This is a genomic window from Terriglobales bacterium (assembly GCA_035573675.1).
Lineage (GTDB): Bacteria > Acidobacteriota > Terriglobia > Terriglobales > Acidobacteriaceae > DATMAB01.
Genome location: DATMAB010000027.1, coordinates 55,977 through 81,914 on the forward strand (window position 1 = coordinate 55,977; position 25,938 = coordinate 81,914).

Genomic DNA, 25,938 nt, shown 5'->3' on the forward strand with positions numbered 1-25,938 from the left:
GTAACGTTACTTCGCACTCGCAGCTGGACTAGAATCGAGGCAGCAATTCGCCCGCAGGACTCATCCAATAGGCAGACAGATGACACAGGTGGCGAAGCATGTCGAGTCGCGTCCGGGGGCCGTGGTCCTGCTCAGCGGCGGCATGGATTCCTGTGTCTGTGCGGCGCTGGCGGCCCGCGACTTTGACGCCTCGGCGCTGCACGTCAGCTATGGCCAGCGTACCGAAGAGAGGGAGCGCCGCGCTTTTGAAGGCATCTGCGACCGTCTGGGCATTCAAAACCGCCTGGTCATTCGCAATACCGCGTTGGCCGCCATAGGGGGCTCCGCCCTCACCGACCTGGCCCTGGCGGTGCCCGACGTGACCGAGCGCATCGGCCTGGATATTCCCGTGACCTACGTCCCGTTCCGCAATGCGCACTTCCTGGCCGCGGCCGTGAGCTGGGCCGAAGTGTTGGGCGCGGAGAAGGTCTTCATCGGCGCGGTCGAGCCGGATAGCTCCGGCTACCCCGACTGTCGCCCGGCGTACTACGAGGCTTTCAATCAGCTCATCCGCACTGGCACCCGCCACGGCCGCATCCAGGTCGTGACGCCGCTCATCCATATGCGCAAGCATGAGATCGTCCGCCTGGGCCTTGAACTGGGAGCGCCCTTCGATTTAACGTGGTCTTGCTACAGTCGCGAGGATCGCGGCTGCGGCGCCTGCGAGAGTTGCGTGCTTCGCCTGCGCGCCTTCCGGGAAGCCGGAGCCCAGGACCCCATCGCGTATCTGTCCAGCGTCCTTACGCACGGATGACTGCACTTATGACACGGCGTTCATTCCGCCGGGAGGAAGAGTTATGAGGACCAAACTGATGCTTGCAGCCCTGGCGGCGGTGGCGACGCTGGCCGTCCTGCCCCGCGCCCAGGCCCAGATGGCCACCGTCAAGGGCCGTTGCACCGACGAGCAGCGCCAGCCCATCGTGAACGCCATCGTCGAATACGCCAGCCTGGATACCGGCCGCAAGTACAACATCAAGACCAACAAGAGCGGCGACTACTACTCGATCGGCCTGCAGAGCGGCAAGTACAAGGTCACCCTGTATCGCAACGAGGAGGACCAGAAGGCCGGCCGCAGTCTGTACTTTTTCAACAACGTCACCGTGACCCTGTCGGGCGTGGAGGGGGTCAATACCCTGGATTTCGACCTGGCGAAGGAGCGCGCCACGGCGGCTCCGCAGATGACCGAAGAGCAGCGCAAGCAGATCGAGGAGGCCCAGAAAGAGAACGTCAAGATCAAGAACTTGAACGACATGCTGGCCCAGGCCCGGGCCGCGCTCAGCAGCAACCCTCCCAATGCCGACCAGGCCGTTGCCCTCATGCAGCAGGCCGTCGCCGTGGACCCGTCGAAGGACCTGCTCTGGTACACGCTGGGCGACTCCTATCTCGCGGGCAAGCACTATCCGGAAGCCGCCGAGGCGTACCAGAAGGCGATTGCCATCAAACCGAATGGCGCGTACTACAACAACCTGGGACAGGCGCTGGCCGGCAGCCGCAAGGTGGATGAGGCGGTAGCGGCGTATGAGGCGGCGGCCGCGGCCGATCCCGCGGGCGCCGGCCAATACTATTTCAATATGGGAGCGGTGCTGACCAACGCCGGCCGGCTGGATGCGGCGCTGGCGGCATTCGATAAGTGCATCGCCGCCGACCCCGGCAACGCGAGTGCCTATTTCCAAAAGGGCTCCATCCTGATGGGCAAGGGCACGATGGACAAGAACAACAAGTTCGTGGCGCCGCCCGGCACGGCCGAGGCCTTCAACAAGTACCTGGAACTGGCGCCGGAGGGACCCTACGCCGAGAACGCCAAACAGTTGCTGCAGTACATCGGCTCCGAGATCGAATCCACGTACAAGCGCTCCAAGACCACCAAGAAGAACTGACGCGGTCTGAAACGCGAAGGGCGGCCCGTGCGGGCCGCCCTTCTTCTTGCACCTGCACTGTCCGGCAAGCGAGAATCCCCTGCCGATGCTCGAACTGCACACGCCGGTGCAATACGTGCGGGGTGTAGGTCCGAAGGTGGCCGCGCTGCTGGCGGAAAAGGGCATCACCACCGTAGAAGACCTGCTCTACTACCTTCCCTTTCGCTACGAGGACCGGCTCAACCCCCGCGCCATCGCCCAGCTTCGCCCGGGAGAAATGGCCACGGTGATCGGCGAGGTGCGCACCTCCGGCCTATTTCGCACCCGCCGCATGCCCATCTTCCAGATGACTGTGGCCCAGGGACGCGACGCGCTGCAGTGCATCTGGTTCAACGCCGCCTACCTGCGCGGCAAGTTCCAGCCCGGCAAGCGCGTGGCGCTGTACGGGAAGGTGGAAGCCGCCTTCCAGGGCCGCGGCCGCCTGCAACTGGTGCAGCCGCAGTTCGAGGTGCTGGACTCCGAAGGCGAAGATCCCGCCGCGGCTTCGCTGGAGGTGGGACGCATCGTGCCCATTTACGAGTCGGCAGCGCGTGGCAAGCTGACCTCGCGCTGGTTCCGCCGGGTCATTCATGGAGTGCTGGAGAATCTGGCCGCGGAAATCCCCGACGGCGTCCCGCCCGCCATGCGGGATGCCCTGAAGCTCCTGCCGCGCCGCGAAGCCTTCTGGCGCGTCCACTGGCCCGAGCCCGCGACGCCCTTCGAAGACCTTCAGGCCCAGCGCACGCCTGCGCATCGCCGACTGATCTTCGAAGAACTGTTCTTTCTCGAAGTCGGGCTGGAGCTGAAGCGTCGCCGCTTGCGCCAGCAGCCGGGCATCAGCTTCCGGCTCGACGACAAAGTGCGCCAGGCGATCAAGCGCATTCTGCCCTTTCACCCCACTGCGGCGCAGAAGCGGGTGTTGGGCGAGATCGCGCGCGACATGGAGCGCCCCTCGCCCATGCGCCGGCTGTTGCAAGGGGATGTGGGCTCGGGCAAGACCATCGTGGCGCTGGAGGCGGCGATCATCGCCATCGAGAACGGGTGCCAGGCCGCCCTCATGGCGCCCACCGAGATCCTGGCTACGCAGCATTACCTGGCGGCGCGCACCCTGCTGGAAAAGGCAGGCTATCGCATCCTGCTGCTGACCGGTTCGCTCGATCCCGCCGAGAAGCGCTCCGCCCGCCGTCATGTGGCCCGCGGCGACGCCCAACTGGTCATCGGCACCCACGCGCTCATCGAGGAGAAGGTGGAGTTCGCGCGCCTGGGACTGGTCATCGTAGACGAGCAGCACCGGTTCGGCGTGCTTCAGCGCTTTCGCCTGATGAAGAAGCCCGCCGCGGCAGGCGCCCGCCAGGAACCCGAGCCCGATGTGCTGGTGATGACCGCCACGCCCATCCCCCGCACGCTGGCATTGACGCTGTATGGCGATCTCGACGTCAGCCTGCTCGACGAAATGCCGCCGGGCCGCTCGCCCATCGTCACCCGGCGCGTCTCCGACGAGCGCTCCGTCGAGGTGTTCGCCTTCGTGCGCCGCCAGGTGCACATGGGGCACCAGGCCTACATCGTTTATCCAGTCATCGAGGAAAAAGAAGAACAACCAGCCGCGGATCAGCGCGGATCAGCGCGCATGGAACCTACGGAACCGGAGGCGACGTCGAAACTTTTCCCTGAGCCCGCGCCGCGCCTCACGCTCAAAGCCGCGGTGAAGATGTATGACGAGCTGCGCAAGAAGATCCTCCCCGACCTGCGCATTGGCCTGCTGCACGGCCGCTTGCCGGCTGAAGAGAAAGAAGAGGTGATGCGCCGCTTCGCCGCGGGCGAGATTGACGTACTGGTTTCCACCACGGTCATCGAGGTCGGCGTCGATGTCTCGAACGCCACGGTGATGGTGGTGGAGCACGCCGAACGCTTCGGACTGGCCCAGCTTCACCAGTTGCGGGGGCGCATCGGCCGTGGCGCCGCCAAAAGTTATTGCATTCTCATGACCGGCGGCAAGATCACCGAAGATGCCGAGCAGCGCCTGAATGCCATGGTGCGCACCACCAACGGCTTCGAGATCGCCGAGCTGGATCTGGAGCTGCGCGGCCCGGGCGAATTCTTCGGCACCCGCCAGGCCGGCATGCCTGACTTCCGCGTGGCCAACCTGCTGCGCGACAAGGAGCTTCTCGAAGTCGCCCGCCGCGAAGCCGCCCGCGTCGCCGCCGGACCCGCTGCCGACCTTTCCGCGCAGGACATCAGCCGCGTCTTCGCTCACCTGAAGGCCCACTGGCAGAGGCGATACGGATTGGTGGAAGTGGGATAGAGGCAAAGGCGCGACGCAGATTCACGCGGATAACGCGCATTGGACTCCGCCCTTTAGATTGAACGTTCCCGTGATGAGATAATCCTAACGTGCCGGCCGCCGACAAAGCCGCCCTCTTGCGTCGCCTGCCCTCGGTGGACGAGGTGCTGCGCCGCCCCGCGATTGCGCACCTGGCGGAGCATGGGGGCCGAGTTGCCGTTACAGAGGCGGCGCGCACCGTGCTCGACCGCCTGCGCTCCGTGATCGCTGAGGGGCACCTGGACGCCACGGGGGTAGACGTCGCACTGGCCGGCATCGACGGCGCCATCGAGCGCCTGGTTCGGCACGCCACCGAGTACTCCCTGCGCCCGGTGGTCAACGCGACCGGCGTGATCCTGCACACCAACCTGGGACGCGCACCGCTGGCGAAGGCCGCTCTCGAGCGCATGGCCGAAGTGGCCGGCGTCTATTCCAACCTGGAGTTCGACCTCGGCACGGGCGAGCGCGGCAAGCGCGACGTGCACGCCGACCGCCTGTTCCGCCGCCTCTTGAATGTCGAAGGCCGCGACGACGTTCGCACCGTTGTGGTCAACAACAACGCCGCCGCCGTGCTGCTGGCGCTCAACACGCTGGCCGAAGGCGGCGAGGTCATCGTGTCACGCGGCGAGCTGGTGGAGATCGGCGGCTCCTTCCGCATCCCCGACGTCATGGCGAAATCCGGCGCGGTGCTGCGCGAGGTGGGCACCACCAACCGCACCCGCCTGGCCGACTACGAGCGGGCGATTGGCGAAAAGACGAAGCTCATCCTGCGCGTCCATCGCTCGAACTTCCAGATCGTCGGTTTCACGGAGCAGCCGGAATTGGCGGAATTGGCGGCGCTCGCGCACCAGCACGAGCTGCCGCTGATGGAAGACCTGGGATCCGGCGCGCTGTTCGACCTGCGCTCCCTCGGCGTGACCGGCGAGCCGGGCGTCACCGACAGCCTGCGCGCCGGCTGCGACCTGGTGACCTTTAGCGGCGACAAGCTGCTGGGCGGACCGCAGGCCGGCCTGCTCAGCGGGCGCGCCGACGTGGTGGCGCGCATTCGAGCCAACCCGATGTTCCGCGCCCTGCGCGTGGACAAGCTGACCTATGCGGCGCTCGAAGCCACGCTCCTCGCCTATCTGCGGCAGGAGCATGACGCCATTCCGGCGCTGGCCATGATGCGGCTGACGAAGGAAGACATCCGGCAGCGGGCGGAGAAGCTGGCAGCCGCCATCGCCGGTGTGAAGAAGCTGCGCGTGCGCGTGGAGGAAGACGAGAGCGTGATCGGCGGCGGCTCTACGCCCGGCGCCATGCTGCCCACGTTCGTGCTGGCTGTGACTTGTGATGAACTGAGCGCCAATGAAATCGCGGCCCGCTTGCGCGCCTTCAATCCGCCCGTGGTCGCCCGCGTCGACGAAGGCCGCGTCCTGATCGACTTGCGCACCGTCTTCCCGGAACAGGATGAGGTGGTTGCGAGCGCCCTCAGAACGTTGTGAGTCGACCCCGAAGCTTCTTCACCACCGGGAAGGCAGAGATCGCCGAGAACCGCGAATCGCAGTGTTCGCCCTGTCGCTTTCCTCGGCGCTCTCTGCGGTGAACGTGTTCAACAGACGAAAAGGGCGGCCGTTGCGGCCGCCCGATCGCACAACGCTGGATGCTTAGAGAGCGGTAACGTTCTCCGCCTGCCAGCCCTTGGGTCCCTTGACGAGGTTGAACTGCACGGCCTGGCCTTCCTTCAGAGAGCGGAAGCCCTCCGCCTGGATGGCCGAGAAATGCACGAAGACATCCTCACCGTTCTGACGGCTGATGAAGCCGTAGCCCTTGGCGTCATTGAACCACTTCACAATTCCTTGTTCCATGTTGCGGGTAATTCCTTTTGTTGTTGGATTTGCGCTGGACTGAAGCGGAAAACTGCAGAGGCAGGTACTAGCTCAAAAGCCGAACCGCTCTGAAACCCCTTCCATCTAACGCGCTTTGAGCATACCGCAGATAGCCCGGAAAGGCAAAAGGGAGATGGCCGGGCGGCCTGGGGCGGCTGTGGTACTTTAGACCGCCACGAGGCCCGGATGATCGTCGGCACAGGCGTGGACATTGTAGAAGTGCCGCGGGTGGCGGCGGCGATCGAGCGCTTCGGCCGGCGGTTCCTGGAGCGCGTGTTCACCCCGGACGAGATCCGCTACTGCGAGTCTCGGCGCAACCGTGCCGAGCGTTACGCGGCCCGTTTTGCCGCCAAGGAAGCCGCGCTCAAGGCGCTGGGCACGGGCTGGAAGCGCGGCATCGCCTGGCGCGAGGTGGAAGTGCGGCGCGAGCCCAGCGGACGCCCCACTCTTCACTTCTCGGGCAAGGCGGCCGAGTTTGCGGCCCGCCTGGGAGCGAAGCGCGCTGCGCTTTCGCTCTCACACACGGTCGAACAGGCCATCGCGCATGTCATCCTCGAAGGTGATTAGCCATCGAGGCAACGGAACTCGAAGATTGCCGAACTGCGGAATTGCCGGATTGAGAGATTTCCCGCGAGCCATCTTGCATGAGTGAAACCCAGGTCCTGCCGCTGGTGGAAGCGCCGGGTGTGCACGAAGTGCCGCCGCGCCGCGTGCTGGCCGGCGTGGCGCTGGTGAGCTTCAGCATGCTGCTGCTGGAGCTGGCCTGCACACGCCTGTTCTCCGTGGTGTTGTTCTACCACTTCGCCTTCCTGGCCATCGGAGTGGCCCTGCTGGGCCTGGGAGCAGGCGGCGTGTTCGCCTTCCTCAAGCGGCCCTGGCTGGCCCGGTGGGAGACCAGCGCCATCGTAGCGAGAATCTGCCTTATCAACGTGGTGGCTACGGTTTTCGCTCTGGCCATCATTCTGGTAGTGCCGGTCTCACCCGAACTGACCTGGCGCAATTTCGGCAAGCTTTCGGTGGTGTACCTGGCGACGGGCGTGCCGTTTTTCCTCTGTGGGCTGATTCTTTCGGTGGTATTCGCGCGTGAGACGAAGAAGGTCTCGCACCTCTACGGTGCGGACCTGATGGGTGGCGCGCTGGCCTGCCTGCTCGTGGTCCCGGCGCTGAACGTCATCGGGGCGCCCAACGCGATTCTGGCGTCCGCCGCCGTCATGGCCGTAGCTTCGGCTGTATGGGCGGCAAACCGCGCGCAGCGCAACACCGGGCTGCGCATGGCGGTGGTGATGCTGGCGCTGATCGCCCTCCGCCTGGCCGGCGGTACGCCCGACGTACAGTACGTGCGGGCGATGAACCGGGAGCAGCCCAAGGTGCTGTTCGCCCGATGGAATGCCATCTCGCTGGTGCAGGTGCAGGAACTGCGGCGGGCGCTATACATGGTGATTGACTCGGATGCGCAAACCGCCATCATGAACATCCCGCCGGAGAGCGCGCGCCAACCCGAGACGCGCCGGCGCATCCTTTCCGGTGTTCCGGCGGTGGTCAACGCGCTGCGGCCCCAGGGCGATTACGCCATCATCGGCCCGGGCGGTGGTGTGGACGTGCTCCGCGCTCTGGCTGGCGGCAGCGCGAACATCACCGGTATCGAGATCAATCCCCTCATCGTCAACACCATCATGCTCGACAAGTTCCGGGACTACTCCCATCGGCTGTACGAGCAGCCGGAAGTGCGCATCCACGTCGGTGACGGCCGCAGCTTCCTGCGCCAGAGCCCCGATCGTTACGACGTGGTGCAAATGACCCTGGTGGACACCTGGGCCGCCACCTCGGCGGGCGCCTTCGCGCTCAGTGAGAACAACCTGTACACGGTGGAGGCCTTCCGCGAGTACTTCGAGCACTTGAAGCCGGACGGCATGCTGGCCGTGACCCGCTGGGAATTCCGCCGGCCGCGGGAAGCCCTGCGTGTGGTTTCGCAGGGAATGGCGGCGCTGAAAACGCTCGGCGTGGAGCGTACCGAGGCCCACTTCCTGGTGGTCGCCGACGCAGCCCTCGACGAAGACGGCGTGCCCGTGACGGTCCTCATCAAGCGCTCCCCCTTCACGGCTGAAGAGGAATCTGCGCTCCGGGCGCACCTCCGCGAACACACTCATCTGCGGGTTCTTTACAGTCCGGCCACGCAGGAAGAGGGCCCGTTCGCTTCGCTCATCCGTAGCGGAGATCCCTGGCGGTTTGCGCAGGACTATCCCTACAACGTGGCGCCGGTGACCGACAACAATCCCTTCTTCTTCTTCACTGTGAAGACCGAGGACGTGATGGCCAGCGTGCTGGGCGGCGGAGGCCGGGGCATGGACTGGCGCGTGAATCTGGGCGTGGCCGTGCTGGTGATGCTGCTGGGCATTTCGCTGGGCGCGGTGGTGCTGTTTCTCATCGTCCCGCTGGCTGTGCGCACCGGAGTCCGCGGCCACAACCTTGTGCGCCTGCTGTATTTCGTGGCCGTCGGCCTGGGCTACATCCTGGTGGAAATAGCCCTCATTCAGCGCTTCGTCCTCTTTCTAGGACACCCGACGTACGCTCTGACGGTGGTCGTGTTCCTCATGCTTCTGGCCAGTGGCGCGGGCAGCGTCACGGCGCGCCGCTGGCTGGCGCAATCGGTGCGCGTGCGATTGGTGCTGGGGGCGATCGTCGTTATGGTCGTCGCGTACGTGTACGTGCTGCCCTCGCTGCTGGCGCGGCTGGTCGGCCTGCCCTTCCCCGCGAAGTTGCTCTTGAGCGCGGTTTTCCTTCTGCCCCTCGGATTCATTATGGGAATGCCGTTCCCCACCGGCTTGCGCGCGCTCGCCAGCCGCGGCGAAGAGACCATCGAGTGGGCCTTCGCCCTGAACGCGGCGGCCAGCGTGCTGGGCTCCACCCTGGCGATTGTGATCGCCATCCAGTGGGGGCTGGGCGCGACGCTCGGCGCCGGCGCCGCCGCCTACGCACTGGCCGCCTCTGCGACCTCCCTGTGGCGGCGCGCGGAAGGCTGACTCCTGCAAAGCCCATCTGATATGATGCGACGCTCTGTCGGCGCGCGCGGTTTCGTCCTCAGGCGCGCCGGCTCCGGAGGAGCAGGTTGCCCAGCCGCAGGCAGGTCACGTGGGCCGAACTCCGTGTTGGCGTCACCGTGCTGGTTTCCAGCGCGGTGCTGGCGGTGGCCATCTTCCTGGTCACCGGCACCACCGGCCTGTTCGGCGGCACCATCCGCGTGAAGACCTATTTCGACAATGCCGAGGGCCTGCGCCCGGGCGCTCCGGTCAGCCTGCAGGGCGTGGACATCGGCAACGTCACCGACATCCGCATCGTGGAGGGCCGCCCGCAGCAGCCGGTCGAGGTCACCTTGAAGCTCTCCACCCGCTACCGGGAACGTTTGCGCAAGGACTCCGTGGCTTCCCTCAACACGCGCGGCGCTTTGGGCGAAACCTACATCGACATCTTCAGCGGTGAAGCCAAGGGAGCCGAAGCCGCCGATGGCGACGTGCTGCCTTCGGAAGAGCGCCCCGGCTTGCAGGACGTGGTGCGCGCCAGCCAGACCACGCTGGAGAACATGAACGTCCTGCTGAAGCGCCTGGACCGGATTGTGGCTGCCGTCGAGCGCGGCGAGGGCTCGGTGGGCAAGTTCATCTACGATCCCACCCTGTTCAACAAGGCCAACGAGACGCTGAACGAAGTCCGCAATCTCGTGCGCGGCATCAGTCGCGGCGAGGGTACCGTGGGCAAGCTGCTGAAGGACGAGGAGCTCTACCGCCGCGCCAACGCCTCGGTGGAAAAGCTGAACAGGATCGTCGACAAGATCGAGCGCGGCGAAGGCTCGGCCGGCAAGTTCATCAACGATCCCAGGCTTTACGAGCAGGCCGAGCAGACCATGGCCAAGGCCAGCCGCGTCATGTCCGACGTCGAAGCGGGCAAGGGGACCATGGGCAAGATCTTGCGCGACGAAGAGTTCGCGAAAAAGGTGGATAACACCATGACCCGCCTGTCGCAGATCGCCGACCGTCTGGAGGCCGGTGAGGGCACGGCCGGCAAGCTCCTGCGCGATCCCTCGATCTACACCAACGCCGACCAGATGCTGGTGGAAACGCGCAACCTGATCAAGGCGGTCCGCGAGAACCCGAAAAAGTATCTGACCATTCGCTTCAAACTGTTCTGAGGTTTCACGGAGCACACTCTTGCAAGGAGCCCGAATGCAAACCAAGCTCGCACTTTCGTTGATGATCGTCCTGGCCGCGCTCGCCGCCGCCGGCCAGTCGGCCGACAGAACGCCGGCGCGCGGTTTCAGCCTGGACGCGATGGACCGCAGCGTCGACCCCTGCGTGGATTTCTACCAGTACTCCTGCGGCGGCTGGCGGGCGAAGAACCCCATCCCCGCGGATCGCTCGGCTTGGGGCCGGGGCAGCGAACTGCAGGAGCGGAACTACGAAGTCTTGCGTGACATCCTGGAAAAAGCCGCGGCCAGGAAGACCGGGGCCAGCAAGGTTGAGCAGGAGGTCGGGACTTTCTGGGCTGCCTGCATGGATGAGAAAGTCTCCGAAGCCCGGGGCTTTGAACCCATCGCTCCGGAGTTGAAGCGGATCGCCGACCTGAAGAGCAAGGCGGAGATCCCCGGCCTGCTGGCGCACCTTCACCAGACGGGCGTGAATGCGCTGTTCCGCACCGACTCCGAGCAGGATTTCAAGGACGCCACCGAAGTCATCGCCGTGACCGACCAGCGCGGCTTGAGCCTTCCCGACCGGGACTACTACCTCAAGGATGATCCCAAGTTTGTTGAGAATCGCAAACAATACCTGGCCCATCTGGAGAAGATGTTCGGCATGTTGGGCGAGCCCGCAGAAAAGGCAGCGGCGGATGCCAAGGTGGTGATGGAGATTGAGACCAAGCTGGCGGAAGCGTCCATGGATCGGGTGAGGCGTCGCGAGCCCGCCAATATCTATCACCGGATGAAGGTGGCGGAGTTGGCCGCGCTCAGTCCCTCGTTCGACTGGAATGCCTACCTGAAAGCGGCCGGCGTACCGCCCATCGAGAGCCTGAACGTACGTGTGCCCGACTTCGTCAAGGGCATGGAGGGCGTTCTTGCCTCCCGCAGCCTCGACGACCTGAAAACCTACCTGCGCTGGCAGGTGACGCGCGCCAACGCGCCGCTGCTTTCCTCCGCCTTCGTGGAGGAGAATTTCGACTTTTTCGGGCGCAAGCTCACCGGCGCCAAGGAGAACCGGCCGCGCTGGAAACGCTGCGTGGAGCGCACGGACGACGCCCTGGGCGAGGCCTTGGGTCAGCTCTACGTCGATGCCACCTTCGGCGCCGAAGGCAAAGAGCGCATGCTCAAGATGGTGCGGGCGCTGGAGGCCGCCCTGGAGCGCGACATCCGCGAGCTGCCCTGGATGACGGAAGCCACCAAGGAAAAAGCGCTGGAGAAGCTGCACGCCATCGCCAACAAGATCGGCTATCCGGAGAAGTATCGCGATTACTCCAGCATCCGCCTGGTCTCCGACGACCTGGTGGGCAACGTTGCTCGCAGCAACCGGTTCGAATTCGCGCGGCAACTGAACAAGATCGGTAAGCCGGTGGACCCGAAGGAGTGGTTCATGACGCCGCCCACCGTCAATGCCTACTACGACCCGCAACAGAACAACATCAACTTCCCCGCCGGCATCTTGCAGCCGCCGTTCTTCGACCGCAGCATGGATGACGCGGTGAATTTTGGCGGGATCGGCGCGGTGATCGGCCACGAGCTTACTCACGGCTTCGACGATGAAGGCCGCAAATTCGACCCCAAAGGCAATCTCAAGGACTGGTGGACGGAAGACGACGCCCGGGAGTTCGAACAGCGCGCCAGTTGCGTCGCCGACCAGTACAGCGAGTACTCGCCGATTGCGGATGTGAAGCTGAACGGCAAGCTCACCCTGGGCGAGAACACCGCCGACAACGGCGGGCTGCGCATTGCCTACATGGCTCTGATGGATACAATCGCCGGCAAGAGCGCCCCCTCTATTGAGGGCTTCACGCCCGAGCAGCGGTTTTTCCTGGGTTGGGGACAGGTATGGTGCCAGAACATCACCGATCAGCGGACCAAGATGCTGGCCACCATTGACCCGCATTCTCCCGGGCGCTTCCGTGTGATTGGCGTGGTCTCCAACATGCCGGAATTCCAGAAGGCCTTCTCATGCAAAAAGGGACAACCCATGGTGCGCGAGAACGCCTGCCGCGTGTGGTGAGCCGGACATGCCTGCTTCCGCTCCGCAGGCTGGTCCGTCTAATCGAGGAATCAGTCCGGCTGATCCCAATCCGCTACGGATTGGGAGCCGCCGGCTGGCAGGTTTTACTAACCGGGCCCCGGCCTGGGGCCGAATCAGTTTCTAGCGGGAGGAACAACGGATGCGAGTACTTCGACTGATTGGGCTGCTGCTGGCGGCGGCGATGGCATGGGCGCAGGCGGAAGGGCCCAAGCCCATGAAGAGCCTGGATCTGGACGCCATGGATACGTCCGCCGACCCCTGCGAGGACTTCTTTCAATACGCCTGCGGGAAGTGGAACGCCAACAATCCCATTCCACCGGACCAGACGCGCTGGGGGCGCTTCGACGAGTTGCGCGAGCGCAACCGCTACGTTCTGCGCGACATCCTGGAGAAGTATCGCGCCAAGAACGCCGGGCGCACCGCGGTGGAGCAGAAGATCGGCGACTACTACGACGCCTGCATGGACCAGGCGGCGCTGGAGAAGAAAGGCCTGAAGCCGCTCCAGCCCTACCTGAAAAAAATCGACAAGATGAAAAGCAAGGCCGACCTGACCCGGGTGCTCATCACGCTGCACGACGCCGGATCGAATGCGTTGTTCGGGTTCGGGGCCGTCCCGCAACTGAAGAACTCCACCACCACCGGCGCCTGGGCGGACCAGGGCGGTCTCGGCCTGCCCAACAAGGATTTCTACTTCAAGGACGACGCCAAATCGGACGAAATCCGTACCAAGTACGTCGAGCACGTGGGCAACATGCTGGCGCTGCTGGGCGAATCACCGGCCAGCGCCAAGACCACCGCCGCCGCCATCATGAAGCTGGAGACGACATTGGCCAGGAACGCCCAGGACCCGGTGACGCGCCGCAATCCCAACAACCTCGACCACTGGATGAAACGCAGCGAGTTTGAATCGCTGGCGCCTTCCATCCAATGGACGCTGTATTATGAGGGCATCGGCGCTCCATCCTTCACCGAGCTCAACGTGGCCAACCCCGAGTTCTTCAAGGGACTGGAAGCCGCGGTGAACCAAACCGATCTGCCCACCATCAAGGCCTATCTCAAGTGGCGCCTGGTCACGCTGGCCGCGCAATTCCTGCCGGAGCGCTTCCAGCAGGAAAACTTCAACTTCTTCCAGAAGACTTTGCAGGGCGCCAAAGAGATCCAGCCGCGCTGGAAGCGTTGTGCCAACGCCGTCGACGCCGACCTGGGTCAGGCTTTAGGGCAGAAGTACGTCGAGCTGACCTTCGGGGCCGAAGGCAAGGAGCGCACCCTGAAGATGGTACATGCACTGGAGAAGGCCCTGGAGCGCGACATCGAGCAACTGGACTGGATGGGCCCGGAAACCAAGAAGCGCGCCAAGGAAAAGCTCGCCGCCATCTTCAACATGATCGGTTACCCGGACCAGTGGCGCGATTACTCCGCGCTCGCCATCAAGCGCGGCGACGCGCTCGGCAACTCGCTGCGCTCCAACGCCTTCGAGAACCGGCGTCAGCTGCGCAAGATCGGCAATCCCGTGGACCGCAAGGAGTGGCCCTTCACTCCGCCCACCGTGAATGCCGGCTATTCGCCGTTGCAGAACCGCATCTCGTTCCCAGCCGGTATCCTGCAACCGCCGTTCTACAGCAACGACATTGATGACGCGGTGAATTTCGGCGCCATCGGCATGGTCATCGGGCACGAGCTCACCCACGGCTTCGACGACTCGGGCCGCCGCTACGACGCCCAGGGCAACCTGCGCGACTGGTGGACTCCCGAGGATGCCAAGGAGTTTGAGCGCCGCGCCGCCTGTATCGCCGACCAGTACAGCGCCTATTCGCCCATCGAGGGCGTCAAGCTGAACGGCAAGCTCACGCTCGGGGAGAACGTGGCCGATAACGGCGGCAGCCGCATCGCCCTGATGGCCCTGCTGGATACCTTCGGTGGCAAGGAGCCGGAGAAGATCGACGGCTTCACCGCCGAGCAGCGCTTCTTCCTCGGCTACGGGCAGATCTGGTGTCAGAACGTCACGCCGGAGCGCGAGCGCACTTCCGCGCTCACCGACCCGCACTCGCCGGGTCGCTTCCGGGTGAACGGCGTGGTCTCCAATTCGCCCGAGTTCCAGAAGGCTTTCGGCTGCAAGAAGGGCCAGGCCATGGTGCGGGAGAACGCCTGCCGGGTGTGGTAGAGAGGCAGCTCCTGGCTACGAGCTTCTAGCTGGGAGGTGCTGGTTTCCGCAATCCGAACTCGAAACGGCCCGGGTACTGCGGGGTCCGCTCCCACTTCGTCTTCAAGCTGGCAGCTGGAGGCTGGCAGCTAGTCGCTCGTCAGGCCGCGCACGCCGCTTGTTCCGTCACTACCGGCAATCCGGCATTCTTCCATGCCGTCATGCCGCCGATCACGTTGTGGACGGCTTGGTACCCGGCTCGCCGCAGGATGCTCGAGGCGATGCTGGAGCGGTATCCGGAACCGCAGATCAGGTAAACGTCGCGGTCGCGCGGCACCTGGCTAAGTCTCTGCGGCAGGTCGCCGGCCATGATGTGCGTAGCGCCCCGCACGTGGCCGGAGTTCCATTCCCCGAGGGTGCGCACATCGAGCACACAGGACGCGTCGCCGCGCTGCCTCTCCGCCAGTTCGTACACGGAGATCTGCGGCACATGTTCCTGCGGGTATCCATCCAGGATCCAGGAGCGCATGCCGCCCTTCAGGTAACCTCGGATCTCATCCAGGCCCACGCGGATGAGCGAGCGCCTCGCCGCTTCGCAATCCGAGCCCTCTTCTCCCACCAGCAGAATGGGCGTGTCGTAGGGGACGACCCACGCCGCCCACATGGAAAGATTGTGGTCGTCGCCGATGGAGAACGCGCCGGGAACATGCGCGCCTCCGAACGCTTCCGGCCGCCGCAGATCGATGACCACCGCGTTCTTCTTTTCGATCAGCGCTTCGAAATCCTCCGGGGCGAGCGCGCCGCCATCGGGGATGCCGCCCAGCGGCTGCGCTCCTTCGGAGTTCACCCGCTTCATGCGCTTGTAATACTCCGGAAACGGAGGAACCGTTCCCAGGATGCGGTCGACGAACTCCTCGCGCGAGCGCAGACCGAAGAACAGGTTCGCGGCACGTTCGTAGCCCAGGGTGGTGAACGGACGCTCGCCCATCCCGGCTCCACAAAGCGAGCCCGCGCCGTGCGCGGGCAGGACCTGTACGCCGTCCGGCAGATGTTTCAGGCGTTCGTGCACGCTCTGGTAGAGTTCGCCCGCCAAGCGGTGTTTCGCCGCCTCGCCCAACAGATCCGGCCGCCCCAACGAACCCACGAAAACGAAATCCCCGGAAAGCATGGCCAGCGGATGCGTCCGCCCCCGCTCGTACACCAGGAAAGCCAGATGCTCCGGGGTGTGGCCGGGCGTGTGCATGGCTACGACGCGCGCCTCGCCCAGATCCAGTTCCTCGCCGTCGCGGAAGTCGCGGTGCGGGAACCGATACTGGAAGTCTTCGCCTTCGTCGTGGCCGCTTAGCCAGGCCTCGGCGCCGGTATCTTCCACCAGCTCACGTGCGCCCGAGGCGTAATCGGCGTGGATGTGGGTCTCCAGCACATGGGTGATTTTCAGGCCGCGGGCGGCAGCGTATTCCAGGTAGACGTCGATGTCGCGCCGGGGATCGACCACGGCGGCGCAACCCGACGACACGATCACGTACGAATAGTGGGACAGCCCGGGCACTTCAAAGCGCTCGATACGCATGGCGGAAAACGATAATACACGCCCGCTGGGCCGGTGTCAGTGATGGCATGAGCGAAAAAACCCGTGCCCGCCGGGTCAGCGGCGCCGCTCGGTCTCGCGCAGGATGTTGGTGAAGCTGCGCCCGCTGAAGGTCACCGTCGGCGTGATGCGCCCCGCCACCTGCACCCGCGCGCCTTCGGTCGGCACAGCGTACTTCTCCGAGAAGACCCACAAACGGCCGGTTCCGTCATCGAGCTGATAGACGCCCTTGTTCAGGACGCCGAACGACTCCGTCACCGTCCCCGACACTGCAACTTCCTTGTTCTGGTAGCGCCCGGGGTCGGCGTTAATCTGCCCGATGGTGGTCTGCTCCGGGCAACCGAGAAGCGCCAGCGTGAGCAGTGTCAGTCCGGCGATAAGGAAAAGTCTTTGGGCTAGCGCGTGCATGATGCCATTCTCCTTCTTCCTTAGATGGGACCCGGAGGGCCGCGAGATGTCGCGGCGCGGCGTCGAGCCGCGCTGCGGGGGAAGCAACCCGAGACACACGCTCGGCATCGTCGTCTGCGCTGTGGAAACCGCGGGAACGCCGGGCTACGCCCGCAGTGCGGCGTCGGTGTGCTCGTGGGCGTGGTAGCTGGAGCGGACCAGCGGGCCCGATTCGACGTGGCGGAATCCCATCCGCAACGCTTCTTCTCTCATGATGCGGAACTCGTCAGGCGTGTAGTACCGGGCCACCGGCAGGTGGTCGAGCGTGGGGCGCAGGTACTGCCCGACCGTGAGAATATCGACGCCGCGTGCGGCCAGGTCGCGGAAGACTGCGAGCAGTTCGTCCATGCTCTCGCCCAGGCCGGCCATCAAACCGGATTTCGTCACCATGCCGGGCGCGAATCGCTTGGCGCGCTGCAGGAGGTCGAGTGAGCGCTGGTAGCGCGCGCCCGAGCGCACCGTGCGATAAAGGCGCGGCACCGTCTCCGTATTGTGGTTGAGGACGTCGGGGCGGGCATCAAGCACCGCGCGCAGGGATGCCTCGTCGCCCTGGAAGTCCGGGATCAGCACCTCGACGCGGCAGGCCGGGGCCCTGCGGCGGATCTCGCGAATGGTCTCGGCGAAGATGCGCGCCCCACCCAGGTTGTCATCGTCGCGATTCACGCTGGTCACCACGGCATGACGCAGGTTCAACGCGGCCACCGCTTCCGCCACGCGGCGCGGTTCGTCCTGGTCGATGGGTCCGGGATGTCCCTTGGGCACGGCGCAGAAGCCGCAGCGGCGTGTGCACACGTCGCCCAGCAGCATGAAGGTCGCCGTGCGGTGGTTCCAGCACTCGCCGATGTTGGGACAGCGCGCCGATTCGCACACCGTGTGCAACCCCAGTGAGCGCGCTAGCACCTTCAGCTCGTGATAGTTCTCGCCCATCGGGGGGCGCGCCTTCAGCCACTCAGGCTTCGCCTGCGGACGCACCGGTACGGGCGCGATTTGCACGAGCTGGAAGGAAGCGGCCATACGCTTTTCTATTGTAAACGGCAGCTCCCGCGGAAACTGCGACTTGCTGCTGGGGGAGGAGTACTGGGTACTGGGTACTGGGTACTTCTGACAACTGACCACTGGCCACTGACCACTGGTCTTACAGCGTGTGCATATACGCGATCAGGTCATCCACCTGCTGCGGTGTCAGCAGATTTCCGTAGCCCGGCATTTTGGCGCGACCCATGACGATGGCGTCGCGCACGCGCTCGTCGTTGGCGGGAGCGCCGCTCGCCAGTTGGCGCTTCTTGTACATGCCCATCAGCGTCGGTCCGCGTTGCTCGTCCTTGCTGTACGCTTCGTGGCACACCAGGCAGTGAGCGTCATAGATGCGGCGGCCGCGCGCCTGTTGCGGCGTCAGCCCGAGTTCGGCGTCGCTCTTCCGCCGTGTGTCCTTCTGGCATCCCGCCAGGGACCAGAGAAGCAGCGCCAACAGCGGAAGTGCGGCCAGAAACCCAATGGAAAACGTGCGCGGCGTTCGCATGCGGGCGAATTCGGATGCTATCCTCGGCGCACTTCGGCGTCAACGCACACTTCCACCTGCCGTGCGGCGCGGCTATCATGAGTATTCCCCTATGCAAGTCCTGCTGAAGCGTGCCTACGAAAGGCCGTCGGCCGCGGACGGCACCCGCGTCCTGGTGGACCGCCTTTGGCCTCGTGGCGTGAACAAGCAGGCGGCGCGGCTCGACGCCTGGCTGAAGGACCTGGCGCCCTCGAACGACCTGCGCCGCTGGTTCCACGCCCGTCCGTCGTACTGGCAGCGCTTTCGTGCGCTGTATCTCAAGGAGCTGGCGGGTCCGGCGGCCGCGCGGGCCCTCGAGGAGCTGTACCGTCTGGCGGCCAAGCCACGCCCTCTGACGCTGGTCTACGCCTCGCGCAACACCGAGTACAACAACGCCACCGTCCTCAAGGAGCTGTTGGAGGGCATGCGCAAGCCGCCCTCGACCGCAGGGCCGGCTGCCGCCGCGCGCATGCGGGCGCGGGCCGTGCGCCGCCGGTGACGCTTGATCCTCTGTCCCATTCCGGCTGCGGCGCCGTCTCCTGATGCCGCCACCGCCTGGGACGTCATCCTCGAAACGCAGCAGCGTCCAGCCCAGGCTTGGTGGCTCATCCCGCAAGCGGATCATGCCCGGCTGGCGGGCGATCTCGCGGCCCGCTTCCATCCCGCGCAAGCGCCCGCGCTCGATCCCGACACCGTGCGCGCCATCGCTCTGCATGACGCCGGCTGGACTCCGGTGGACGAAGCGCTGCTCGCCGGCTCATCGCGCCCGCGTCCGCTCTCTTTCCTCGATGTCCCCGTGTCGTCAATGCTCGCCGCCTGGACTGGCTCCATTGAAGCTGCGCTCACGGTAGGACCCGTGGGCGGCCTGATGGTCGCCGGTCACTTTCTCCGCCTGGCGCGCACGTTCGCGGAATCGCGTCCCGCCGCTGAAGCCGCCCTGGTGGAAGCCTTCATCCGCGAGCAGGAACAGCAGCGCGCCCGCCTGCTCCGGCGCCAGTCGCGAACTCCGCAGGAGATCGAGCAACTCGTGGACGTACTGCAGTTATGCGATCTCATCTCGCTCTATCTGTGCTGCGGCGCGCGCCAGCCGGTGGAGTTCGCCCGCTCCCCGCGTCCCCTGCGGCTCACCTGGAAAGGCGATACGGCCGTGCTCGATCCTTCGCCGCTCGCGCGCCGCATCCCGCTCAGCGTCTCCGCCTTTCGCTTCCCTCGCCTCGCCGGAGAATCCAATCAGGCGCGCATCCCGTACGAAGTCCAGTAGCCGCGGGTTGCGGCCCGCAACAGGCTGGTGGTCAAATATTCCCCCGCATGCCGCAAAAGAACAGGCCGATCCCGCCCGAACTCTGGCAGGAGTACCTCAAGGTCATCGACGAGACCAGGGACGCTCCCCCGGAAAAGAAGCGCGAGCGCCTGCTCATTTCCTTCGCGGAGCTGCAGTACGGACTGAACGGAGGCGCGCTGTGTTCGGTGTGTCGCGCGCACGTGCGCCATGTGCTGCCCGTGCGCTCCGAGCGCGAGGACGGCACCGTCCTCGATTACGCCTGTCTCTGCACCCGTTGCCTGGAAGGCGAAAAAGCGCTGGCCACCCGCGTACGCGTCGGCATGGGCGATGCCTACATCGAGTACACCAGGAAAGACTGATGAACCTCGTCGTAAAGACGCGGCTTGCTGCGTCTCAGGAGACGTTGCCAGCAATGTCTCTACTGGGAGGGCTTACCGCTTCCCCTGCTTCGCTGCCCCGTCTTCTACCACCGCCCTTACGATGCGGTCGATCACGGCGTCCGCCTCTTCGTACGTCAGGGTGTGGTTATTGGACAAGATGACGAACGCGATGGGCTCGCCCCGTTCGGTCGTCGCATACCCGGAGAGCGACTTCACGTGCTCCATCGATCCCGTCTTCGCCTGCACCCGTCCCCTGGCCGCCGTGCCCAGGAAGCGCTCCGCCAGCGACCCGTCCTCGCCCGCCACCGGCAGCGTTTCGCGGTAAGCTTCGCCCCACGGCTGGCCCGCCGCGTAGCGCAGCAGCCCAGCCAGTGCCCGCGGCGAAACCAGGTTCTTCCGTGAAAGTCCGGAGCCGTCATAAAGCACCACTTCGGCCGGATCCAGGCCGGCCTGCGTGACGAACGATTGCAGCACTTTCAGGCCGGCCTCGATTGAGCCCGCCGTCCCCTTCTCCCTTCCCAGCAGCCGCAGCGCCATCTCCGCATGCAGGTTCTGGCTGACCTTGTTGATGACGCGCAGGTCTTCCACCAGCGGCAGGGATTCATGCGCCGCCAGCACCACCGGCTGCGGCGTTGCCGAACCGGTTTCCACCTGCCCGCCTCCCGCGCTGGCCCGCGCCGTGACGTGGAAGGTCGGCAGACCCATGGGTTCCTGGTGACGCGCGCGCGCGCTCCCGTACACGTTGATGCCGCGCCGCTCCAGCAGCCGTCGGAAGATGCGCGCGGAAAAATCCGCCGGATCCTCGAGCGCAATGGCTTCGCTGGTGCCGGCGTCGTCCGCCGGAATCGAGCCCCACAGCGTCAGCGTCGCCGAGCCCGGCCTTCGGTCCACCACGATGTTGCGCGGCCCGCTGCCCGCCGCCGTGGTCACCAGCCGGTTGTCGATCTGGAACGATTCCGGGAACGGGTCAAGCGTGACGAACGCCTTCTCGCCCGCCCGTTCCCCCGGCAGGATGCGGATGAACAGCACGTTGTCATTGATGGCCAGCGCGGAGACCGGCGCTCCCCACGCCCGCACCACATCGTCGTACGACCAGCCTTCCGCGTAGCGCTCGAAGACGAAGTAGGTGTCGTCCGCGACCACGTCGCCTTCGATCACACGCACGCCGCGCGCCGCGATCTGGTCCGCCAGTTGCTCCAGCACGAATACCGGCGGCTGCGCGCGCTCGGTGCGCTTCTTGTAGGGCAGCGTCCGGCCGGAGAGATTGGGATCGCCGCGTCCCACCAGCACCAAATCGCCGGCGATCCGCCCGTAACGGTCGGGCGCCGCAGCCGCCTCCACCGTGGTGCGGAACTTGTGTTCCGGCCCGATCAGTGCCAGTGCCGCCGCCGTGACGAAGAGCTTCGTGTTCGACGCCGGCGTGAACAGCTTTTCCGCGTTGCGCTCGTAGAGCGTAGTGCCGCTGCGCAGCGACACTACGCGGATGCCCCAGAAGCCGCGCGCCGCAGCCGGCTCGGCCAGAATGGCGTCGATCTTCGCCGCCAGCGCCTTCTGCCTGGCTCTCTCCGCCTTCGTAGTCGTAAACGCCGGTATCGAGACCAGAATCAGCGCCAAAACCACCGCAACTCGGCGTCGCATAGACATCACAAGGATTCTAGCGGAGTTTCCCCTCCTCACCTTTGGTTTCCTCCGGCGAGAGGTTGGCAAGCTGGAACCTCCTGCGTGTTGCCGGAGCCGGCCCTGAGCCTGTCGAAGGCTGTCCTTTGTGGTTGGCTTTTCACCACGGGACTTGCAACTGGAAACTGGAAACTCGAAACTGCCGTTATGCGTCCCCACTTCACCTGGCGGCTCAAGACCCGTTCGCTGGTCCTCGGCCCACGCACCCTGGTCATGGGCGTGGTCAACGTCACGCCCGACTCCTTCTCGGACGGCGGCCTCTATCTCGCCCCCGACCGTGCCCTCACCCACGCCCTGCGTCTCCTCGACGAAGGCGCTGACATCGTGGATATCGGCGGCGAGTCCACTCGTCCAGGCTCCGCCCAACGCGTTCCGGAGGAAGAAGAACTGCGGCGCGTCCTGCCGGTCGTCGAAGGTGTGCTGCGGGAGCGTCCCCAGGCGGTCATTTCCGTGGATACCTACAAGTCCGGCACGGCGCGCCGCGTGGTCGAAGCCGGCGCCGAGATCATCAATGACATCAGTGCCTTCCGTTGGGACCCAGCCATGGCGCAGACGGTTGCCGGACTCGCCTGCGGCTGCGTTCTGATGCACATGCGCGGTCGCCCGGAAGAATGGCGCACGCTCGCGCCCATCGACAATCTTCCCGGCCGCGTCCTGCGCGACCTGGCCCACTGGGCGCAGCAAGCGCTCGACTCGGGCGTCGCCCGCGACCGCATCGTCCTCGACCCCGGCTTCGGCTTCGGCAAGAACTTTGAGGAGAACTATCCCTTGCTGGCGCGCTTCCGGGAATTGCGCCGGCTCGACTTTCCGCTGCTCGCCGGCGCCTCCCGCAAATCCTTTCTCGGCCGCACCCTGGCGCGCAACGGCCACGACGCCCCTCCTGCCGGGCGCCCCTCCGCCAGCCTGGCCGCGATGACTGCCGCCATCCTCCAGGGCGCGCACATCGTGCGCGTGCACGACGTCAGGGAATCGGTCGAAGCCGCCCGCATCGCCGACGCCATCCTGGCCGCAAAGAGCTGATCCAGAAAGCACCGAGGAAGCCCTTAGCCCCTTGGCGCTTTATCTTCCTTCGTGTCCTTCGTGGTTAGATGGTTTTCTCGGAATCCAGCAGGATGGTCACCGGCCCGTCGTTCACCAGCGTCACGTCCATCATTTCCTGGAACCGACCCGTTTCGCAGCGCAGCCCGGCCGCGCGCAGCCGCTCCACGAAATATTCGTAGAGGCGCCGTGCCTCCGCTGGCGGAGCGGCCCGGTCGAACGAAGGCCGTTTGCCGCGGCGCACGTCCCCGTATAGCGTGAACTGCGAGACCACCAGCACCGCTCCGCCCGCCTCTGCCGCCGCGCGGTTCATCTTCCCTTCCGCGTCCTCGAACACGCGCAGGCCCGCGACCTTCTCGGCCAGATAGTCGGCAGCGGCTTCCGAGTCCTCCCGCGCCACGCCCAGAAACACCAGCAGCCCCGCGCCGATCGCGCCTACGACTTCTCCGTTTACCGCAACCGAGGCCTGCTTCACGCGCTGCACCACGGCCCGCATGAATCCCAGTTTCAAGTTTCCGGTCTCAAGTTTCAAGTAAAGCGGCGCTCCCGTTCGCGCCGCTCCTTTCGGCGCTAACGTGGGCGACGCTCCACCGCTTCTTGTTCCCCATCTCTGTTATTGACGCCGCCCCCGCCACTTCCTAGAATCCCTTTTCCCTTTTCGGAGGTTCCTCGATGAGAAGACCTCTTCTCGCACTGATCCCGCTCCTGGGTTTCGCCGCCCTCGCTCCCGCCCAGGACGTTACGCGTCCCACCGGCAAGAACGAGATTGTCATTCGCAACGCCACCCTGCTCACCGTGACGCACGGCCGCATCGAGAACGGTTCCGTCTACATCAAGGATGGCAAGATCGTCGCCTTCGGCGCCCGAGTGGACGTGCCTGCCTCCGCCACCGTGATCGAGGCCGCCGGAAAGTTCGTCACTCCCGGCATCATCGACGCGCACTCCCACTCCGCGCTCGACGACGACGTCAACGAGGCCACCAGCCCGGTGACACCCCACATGCGCATGCAGGACGCCTTCGACTACACCGACAAGGCCGTCTACCGCTCGCTCGCCGGAGGGGTTACCACGTCGCTCTCCCTGCACGGTTCGGCCAACATGATCGGCGGGCAGGCCATCGTCTTCAAGCACAAGTACGGACTCGGCCGCGACCAGATGCTGTTCGCCGGCGCGCCACGCTCCATCAAGTTCGCCTCCGGCGAGAATCCCAAGCGCGTTTACGGCGCGCTGAAGCAGATGCCTTCCACGCGCATGGGTAACTTCGCCGTGCAGCGCCAGGCGCTCGCCGAGGCCCGCGACTACATGCACGAATGGGACCAGTACGAAGCCAAAGTTGCCAAGGGCGACGCGGATGCCAAGCGTCCCAAGCGCGACCTCAAGCTCGAAGCCCTGGCCGAAGTCCTGCGCGGCCACTTCCTGGTGCAGATCCACTGCTATCGCGCCGACGAGTTCCTCACCGAGATCGCCATCGCGCGTGAGTTCGGCTACAAGATCCGCGCTTTCCATCACGCGCTCGAGGCCTACAAGGTGCCGGAAGAGATCGCGCAGGAAGGCATCGCCATCGCCACCTTCGCCGACTGGTGGGGCTACAAGCACGAAGCCTGGGACGCCATCCCCTGGAACGCGGTCATGGCCATGCGCAAGGGCGTTCGCGTCGCCATCAAGAGCGATTCCAACGACTTTGCCCGCCGCCTGAACCAGGAAGCCGGCAAGATCATGCGCTACGGCGGCGCCACCGAGGACGAAGCTCTCCGCATGATCACCCTCAACCCCGCCTGGATCATCGGCGTCGAAGACCGTGTAGGCTCCATCGACGTCGGCAAGGACGCCGACCTGGTCATCTGGGATGGCTACCCGCTCTCCAGCTACGGCCGCCCCGACAAGGTCTTCATCGACGGCGACCTCTACTTCGACCGTTCGCTTCCCGGCTACGGCATGCCGCAGTACAAGGAGGGGAACTGATGGAAGCCACCGCGAAAGGCTCTCTTGCTCTGCTGACCTCTTCGACGGAGCGCTCGTGCACCGCTGGCCTCGGGTCGTTCAGGTCCTCCTCCAGCCGTCATCCCGAGCGAGGGAGCGCTCCCGCGCGTTCTCTCCAGCGCGGGAAACCCGAGTCGAGGGATCTCGGGGTTGCGTTTGCTGGCGTGGGCCGCGTCTTGCTGCTTCACGGCCTCATCGTTCTCTGCGCCGCGGTCGCCCACGCTCAATCGCCCTCCGCTCCCATCGCCCTGCGCGGCGGCAAGCTGCTCACCGTTTCGCACGGCGTCATCGACAACGGCGTGCTGGTCATCGACAACGGCAAGATCGCCGCCGTCGGCCGGAGCGGAGAAGTCGCCATCCCCAAAGCTGCGCGTGTGATTGATGTCAAGGGCATGACCGTCTACCCGGGGCTCATCGACTCGCACACCAACCTCGGCCTCACCGAGATCACGCAGGTCGCCATGACCAACGACCTGGTCGAGCCCAGCGACGAGATCACCCCCCACATGCACGTCTACGACGCCTTCCACGCCGAGTCCGAACTCATCCCCGTGACGCGGATGAACGGAATCACCAATGCCATCGTCGCGCCTGCGGAGACCAACACGCTCCCCGGCCAGTCCTCACTCGTTCAGCTCGACGGCCGCTCCCGCGACCAGATGCTTCTCGTCCGCGACCTCGCCCTCATGATGAACTTCACCGGCGCCCAGCGCCGCAACGAGACCTGGGATTCGCGCAAGTTCCCCCAGACCCGTATGGGGCTGGCCGCACAACTGCGCCAGGCTTTCCTCGACGCCCAGGATTACGCCCATCGCTGGGAGGAGTATGAAAAGCGCAAGGCCGCCAAAGAGAAAGACCCGTCGCTCAAGGACAAGGAACGTCCCAAGCGTGACCTCAAGCTCGAAGCCTTGCTCCCCTACCTGGAAGGCAAGAAGCCCGTGGTGCTGGCCGCCGAGGAGGCCAGCGACGTCGAAGTCGCGCTCAGCTTGGCGCGCGAATTCAACCTGCGCGTCGTGCTCAACCACATTACCCATTCGCAGACTTTGCTGGACAAGATCGCCGAGGCCAAACTTCCGGTCATCGTCGGCCCCATTTATCGCACGCCCAAGGACAACGAACGCTACGATGTGGTCTATCGCCTCCCCGCGGAACTGGCGCGCCGCGGCATCAAGTTCGCCTTCGCCTCCTACGACGCCCACGACGTGCGCAACCTGCCCTACGCTGCCGGCTACGCTGTCGCCTGGGGTGTCCCGTACGACGAAGCCTTGAAGGCCCTGACGCTCAATCCCGCAGAGATCTGGGGAGTGGCAGCTCAGTTGGGCTCGCTCGACGTCGGCAAGACCGCCAACGTCGTCGTGGCCGATGGCGACCCCCTCGATGTCCGCACCGACGTCAAGCGCGTCTTCATCGCCGGCCGCGAAGTCCCCCTCACCAGCCGCCAGACCGCGCTTCGGGACGCGTATATGAAGTGACCGGCAGCGGTCATT

Annotated in this window: 22 protein-coding genes; 15 read left to right on the forward strand and 7 right to left on the reverse strand. The window is 65.3% G+C overall.

The window, feature by feature from the left end; translation table 11 throughout:
- The first annotated feature begins 79 nt into the window (after positions 1 to 79).
- The 4 genes from queC (at position 80) to selA (ending at position 5,735) form a co-directional block, all read left to right on the forward strand.
- A complete protein-coding gene (gene queC / locus VNK82_12775) occupies positions 80 to 793 on the forward strand; it encodes a 7-cyano-7-deazaguanine synthase QueC (protein ID HXE91823.1) in 714 nt (237 codons plus the stop codon).
- A 43-nt stretch (positions 794 to 836) separates the two neighbouring features.
- Complete coding sequence (locus VNK82_12780) at positions 837 to 1,916, forward strand: tetratricopeptide repeat protein (GenBank protein ID HXE91824.1); 1,080 nt, start codon at positions 837 to 839, stop codon at positions 1,914 to 1,916.
- Positions 1,917 to 2,001: 85 nt separating this feature from the next.
- Positions 2,002 to 4,236: an ATP-dependent DNA helicase RecG gene (gene recG, locus VNK82_12785; GenBank protein HXE91825.1), complete on the forward strand. Its 2,235-nt coding sequence runs from the start codon at positions 2,002 to 2,004 to the stop codon at positions 4,234 to 4,236.
- Positions 4,237 to 4,325: 89 nt separating this feature from the next.
- Positions 4,326 to 5,735 (forward strand): L-seryl-tRNA(Sec) selenium transferase, encoded by a 1,410-nt coding sequence (gene selA / locus VNK82_12790; GenBank protein ID HXE91826.1) that lies wholly within the window; start codon positions 4,326 to 4,328, stop codon positions 5,733 to 5,735.
- 162 nt (positions 5,736 to 5,897) lie between these two features.
- Here selA and VNK82_12795 read toward each other — a convergent pair whose 3' ends face one another.
- Entirely contained in the window at positions 5,898 to 6,098 is a 201-nt protein-coding gene (locus VNK82_12795; GenBank protein ID HXE91827.1) for a cold-shock protein, read from the reverse strand.
- A gap of 207 nt (positions 6,099 to 6,305) precedes the next feature.
- On the opposite strand from VNK82_12795, the gene acpS reads away from it, so the two are divergent.
- The 5 genes from acpS to VNK82_12820 all read left to right on the forward strand — a co-directional run bounded on the left by acpS (position 6,306) and on the right by VNK82_12820 (position 14,543).
- Entirely contained in the window at positions 6,306 to 6,686 is a 381-nt protein-coding gene (acpS, locus tag VNK82_12800) for a holo-ACP synthase (protein ID HXE91828.1), read from the forward strand.
- A 77-nt stretch (positions 6,687 to 6,763) separates the two neighbouring features.
- Entirely contained in the window at positions 6,764 to 9,139 is a 2,376-nt protein-coding gene (locus tag VNK82_12805) for a hypothetical protein (GenBank protein ID HXE91829.1), read from the forward strand.
- 86 nt (positions 9,140 to 9,225) lie between these two features.
- Complete coding sequence (locus VNK82_12810) at positions 9,226 to 10,299, forward strand: MlaD family protein (protein ID HXE91830.1); 1,074 nt, start codon at positions 9,226 to 9,228, stop codon at positions 10,297 to 10,299.
- Between the two features lie 34 nt (positions 10,300 to 10,333).
- A complete protein-coding gene (locus tag VNK82_12815; GenBank protein HXE91831.1) occupies positions 10,334 to 12,361 on the forward strand; it encodes a M13 family metallopeptidase in 2,028 nt (675 codons plus the stop codon).
- Positions 12,362 to 12,521: 160 nt separating this feature from the next.
- Positions 12,522 to 14,543 carry a M13 family metallopeptidase gene (locus VNK82_12820; GenBank protein ID HXE91832.1) on the forward strand — a complete coding sequence of 674 codons (2,022 nt, stop codon included), beginning with the start codon at positions 12,522 to 12,524 and terminating at the stop codon, positions 14,541 to 14,543.
- 139 nt (positions 14,544 to 14,682) lie between these two features.
- Here the strand turns inward: VNK82_12820 and VNK82_12825 are convergent, their stop codons facing one another.
- The 4 genes from VNK82_12825 to VNK82_12840 all read right to left on the reverse strand — a co-directional run bounded on the left by VNK82_12825 (position 14,683) and on the right by VNK82_12840 (position 18,076).
- Positions 14,683 to 16,092 carry an MBL fold metallo-hydrolase gene (locus VNK82_12825; GenBank protein ID HXE91833.1) on the reverse strand — a complete coding sequence of 470 codons (1,410 nt, stop codon included), beginning with the start codon at positions 16,090 to 16,092 and terminating at the stop codon, positions 14,683 to 14,685.
- Positions 16,093 to 16,167: 75 nt separating this feature from the next.
- On the reverse strand, positions 16,168 to 16,518 hold the full coding sequence (locus VNK82_12830) for a hypothetical protein (protein ID HXE91834.1): 351 nt from the start codon (positions 16,516 to 16,518) through the stop codon (positions 16,168 to 16,170).
- Positions 16,519 to 16,662: 144 nt separating this feature from the next.
- Positions 16,663 to 17,571 (reverse strand): lipoyl synthase, encoded by a 909-nt coding sequence (gene lipA / locus VNK82_12835; GenBank protein ID HXE91835.1) that lies wholly within the window; start codon positions 17,569 to 17,571, stop codon positions 16,663 to 16,665.
- 121 nt (positions 17,572 to 17,692) lie between these two features.
- Complete coding sequence (locus VNK82_12840; protein ID HXE91836.1) at positions 17,693 to 18,076, reverse strand: cytochrome c; 384 nt, start codon at positions 18,074 to 18,076, stop codon at positions 17,693 to 17,695.
- 91 nt (positions 18,077 to 18,167) lie between these two features.
- Between VNK82_12840 and VNK82_12845 the strand changes: the two genes are divergently transcribed.
- From VNK82_12845 to VNK82_12855, 3 genes are read left to right on the forward strand one after another with little or no spacing between them, the layout of a single operon-like run.
- Positions 18,168 to 18,593 carry a DUF488 family protein gene (locus tag VNK82_12845; GenBank protein HXE91837.1) on the forward strand — a complete coding sequence of 142 codons (426 nt, stop codon included), beginning with the start codon at positions 18,168 to 18,170 and terminating at the stop codon, positions 18,591 to 18,593.
- Between the two features lie 3 nt (positions 18,594 to 18,596).
- Complete coding sequence (locus tag VNK82_12850) at positions 18,597 to 19,355, forward strand: DUF3891 family protein (GenBank protein HXE91838.1); 759 nt, start codon at positions 18,597 to 18,599, stop codon at positions 19,353 to 19,355.
- A gap of 47 nt (positions 19,356 to 19,402) precedes the next feature.
- Positions 19,403 to 19,735: a hypothetical protein gene (locus tag VNK82_12855; protein ID HXE91839.1), complete on the forward strand. Its 333-nt coding sequence runs from the start codon at positions 19,403 to 19,405 to the stop codon at positions 19,733 to 19,735.
- 72 nt (positions 19,736 to 19,807) lie between these two features.
- Here VNK82_12855 and dacB read toward each other — a convergent pair whose 3' ends face one another.
- On the reverse strand, positions 19,808 to 21,394 hold the full coding sequence (gene dacB / locus VNK82_12860; GenBank protein HXE91840.1) for a D-alanyl-D-alanine carboxypeptidase/D-alanyl-D-alanine-endopeptidase: 1,587 nt from the start codon (positions 21,392 to 21,394) through the stop codon (positions 19,808 to 19,810).
- Between the two features lie 186 nt (positions 21,395 to 21,580).
- On the opposite strand from dacB, the gene folP reads away from it, so the two are divergent.
- A complete protein-coding gene (folP, locus tag VNK82_12865) occupies positions 21,581 to 22,453 on the forward strand; it encodes a dihydropteroate synthase (GenBank protein HXE91841.1) in 873 nt (290 codons plus the stop codon).
- A gap of 64 nt (positions 22,454 to 22,517) precedes the next feature.
- Here the strand turns inward: folP and dtd are convergent, their stop codons facing one another.
- Complete coding sequence (gene dtd / locus VNK82_12870; protein HXE91842.1) at positions 22,518 to 22,982, reverse strand: D-aminoacyl-tRNA deacylase; 465 nt, start codon at positions 22,980 to 22,982, stop codon at positions 22,518 to 22,520.
- A gap of 161 nt (positions 22,983 to 23,143) precedes the next feature.
- Between dtd and VNK82_12875 the strand changes: the two genes are divergently transcribed.
- Positions 23,144 to 24,433, forward strand: coding sequence for an amidohydrolase family protein (locus VNK82_12875; GenBank protein ID HXE91843.1), 1,290 nt, complete (start codon positions 23,144 to 23,146; stop codon positions 24,431 to 24,433).
- A gap of 182 nt (positions 24,434 to 24,615) precedes the next feature.
- Positions 24,616 to 25,923, forward strand: coding sequence for an amidohydrolase family protein (locus VNK82_12880; protein HXE91844.1), 1,308 nt, complete (start codon positions 24,616 to 24,618; stop codon positions 25,921 to 25,923).
- Positions 25,924 to 25,938: the final 15 nt, after the last annotated feature.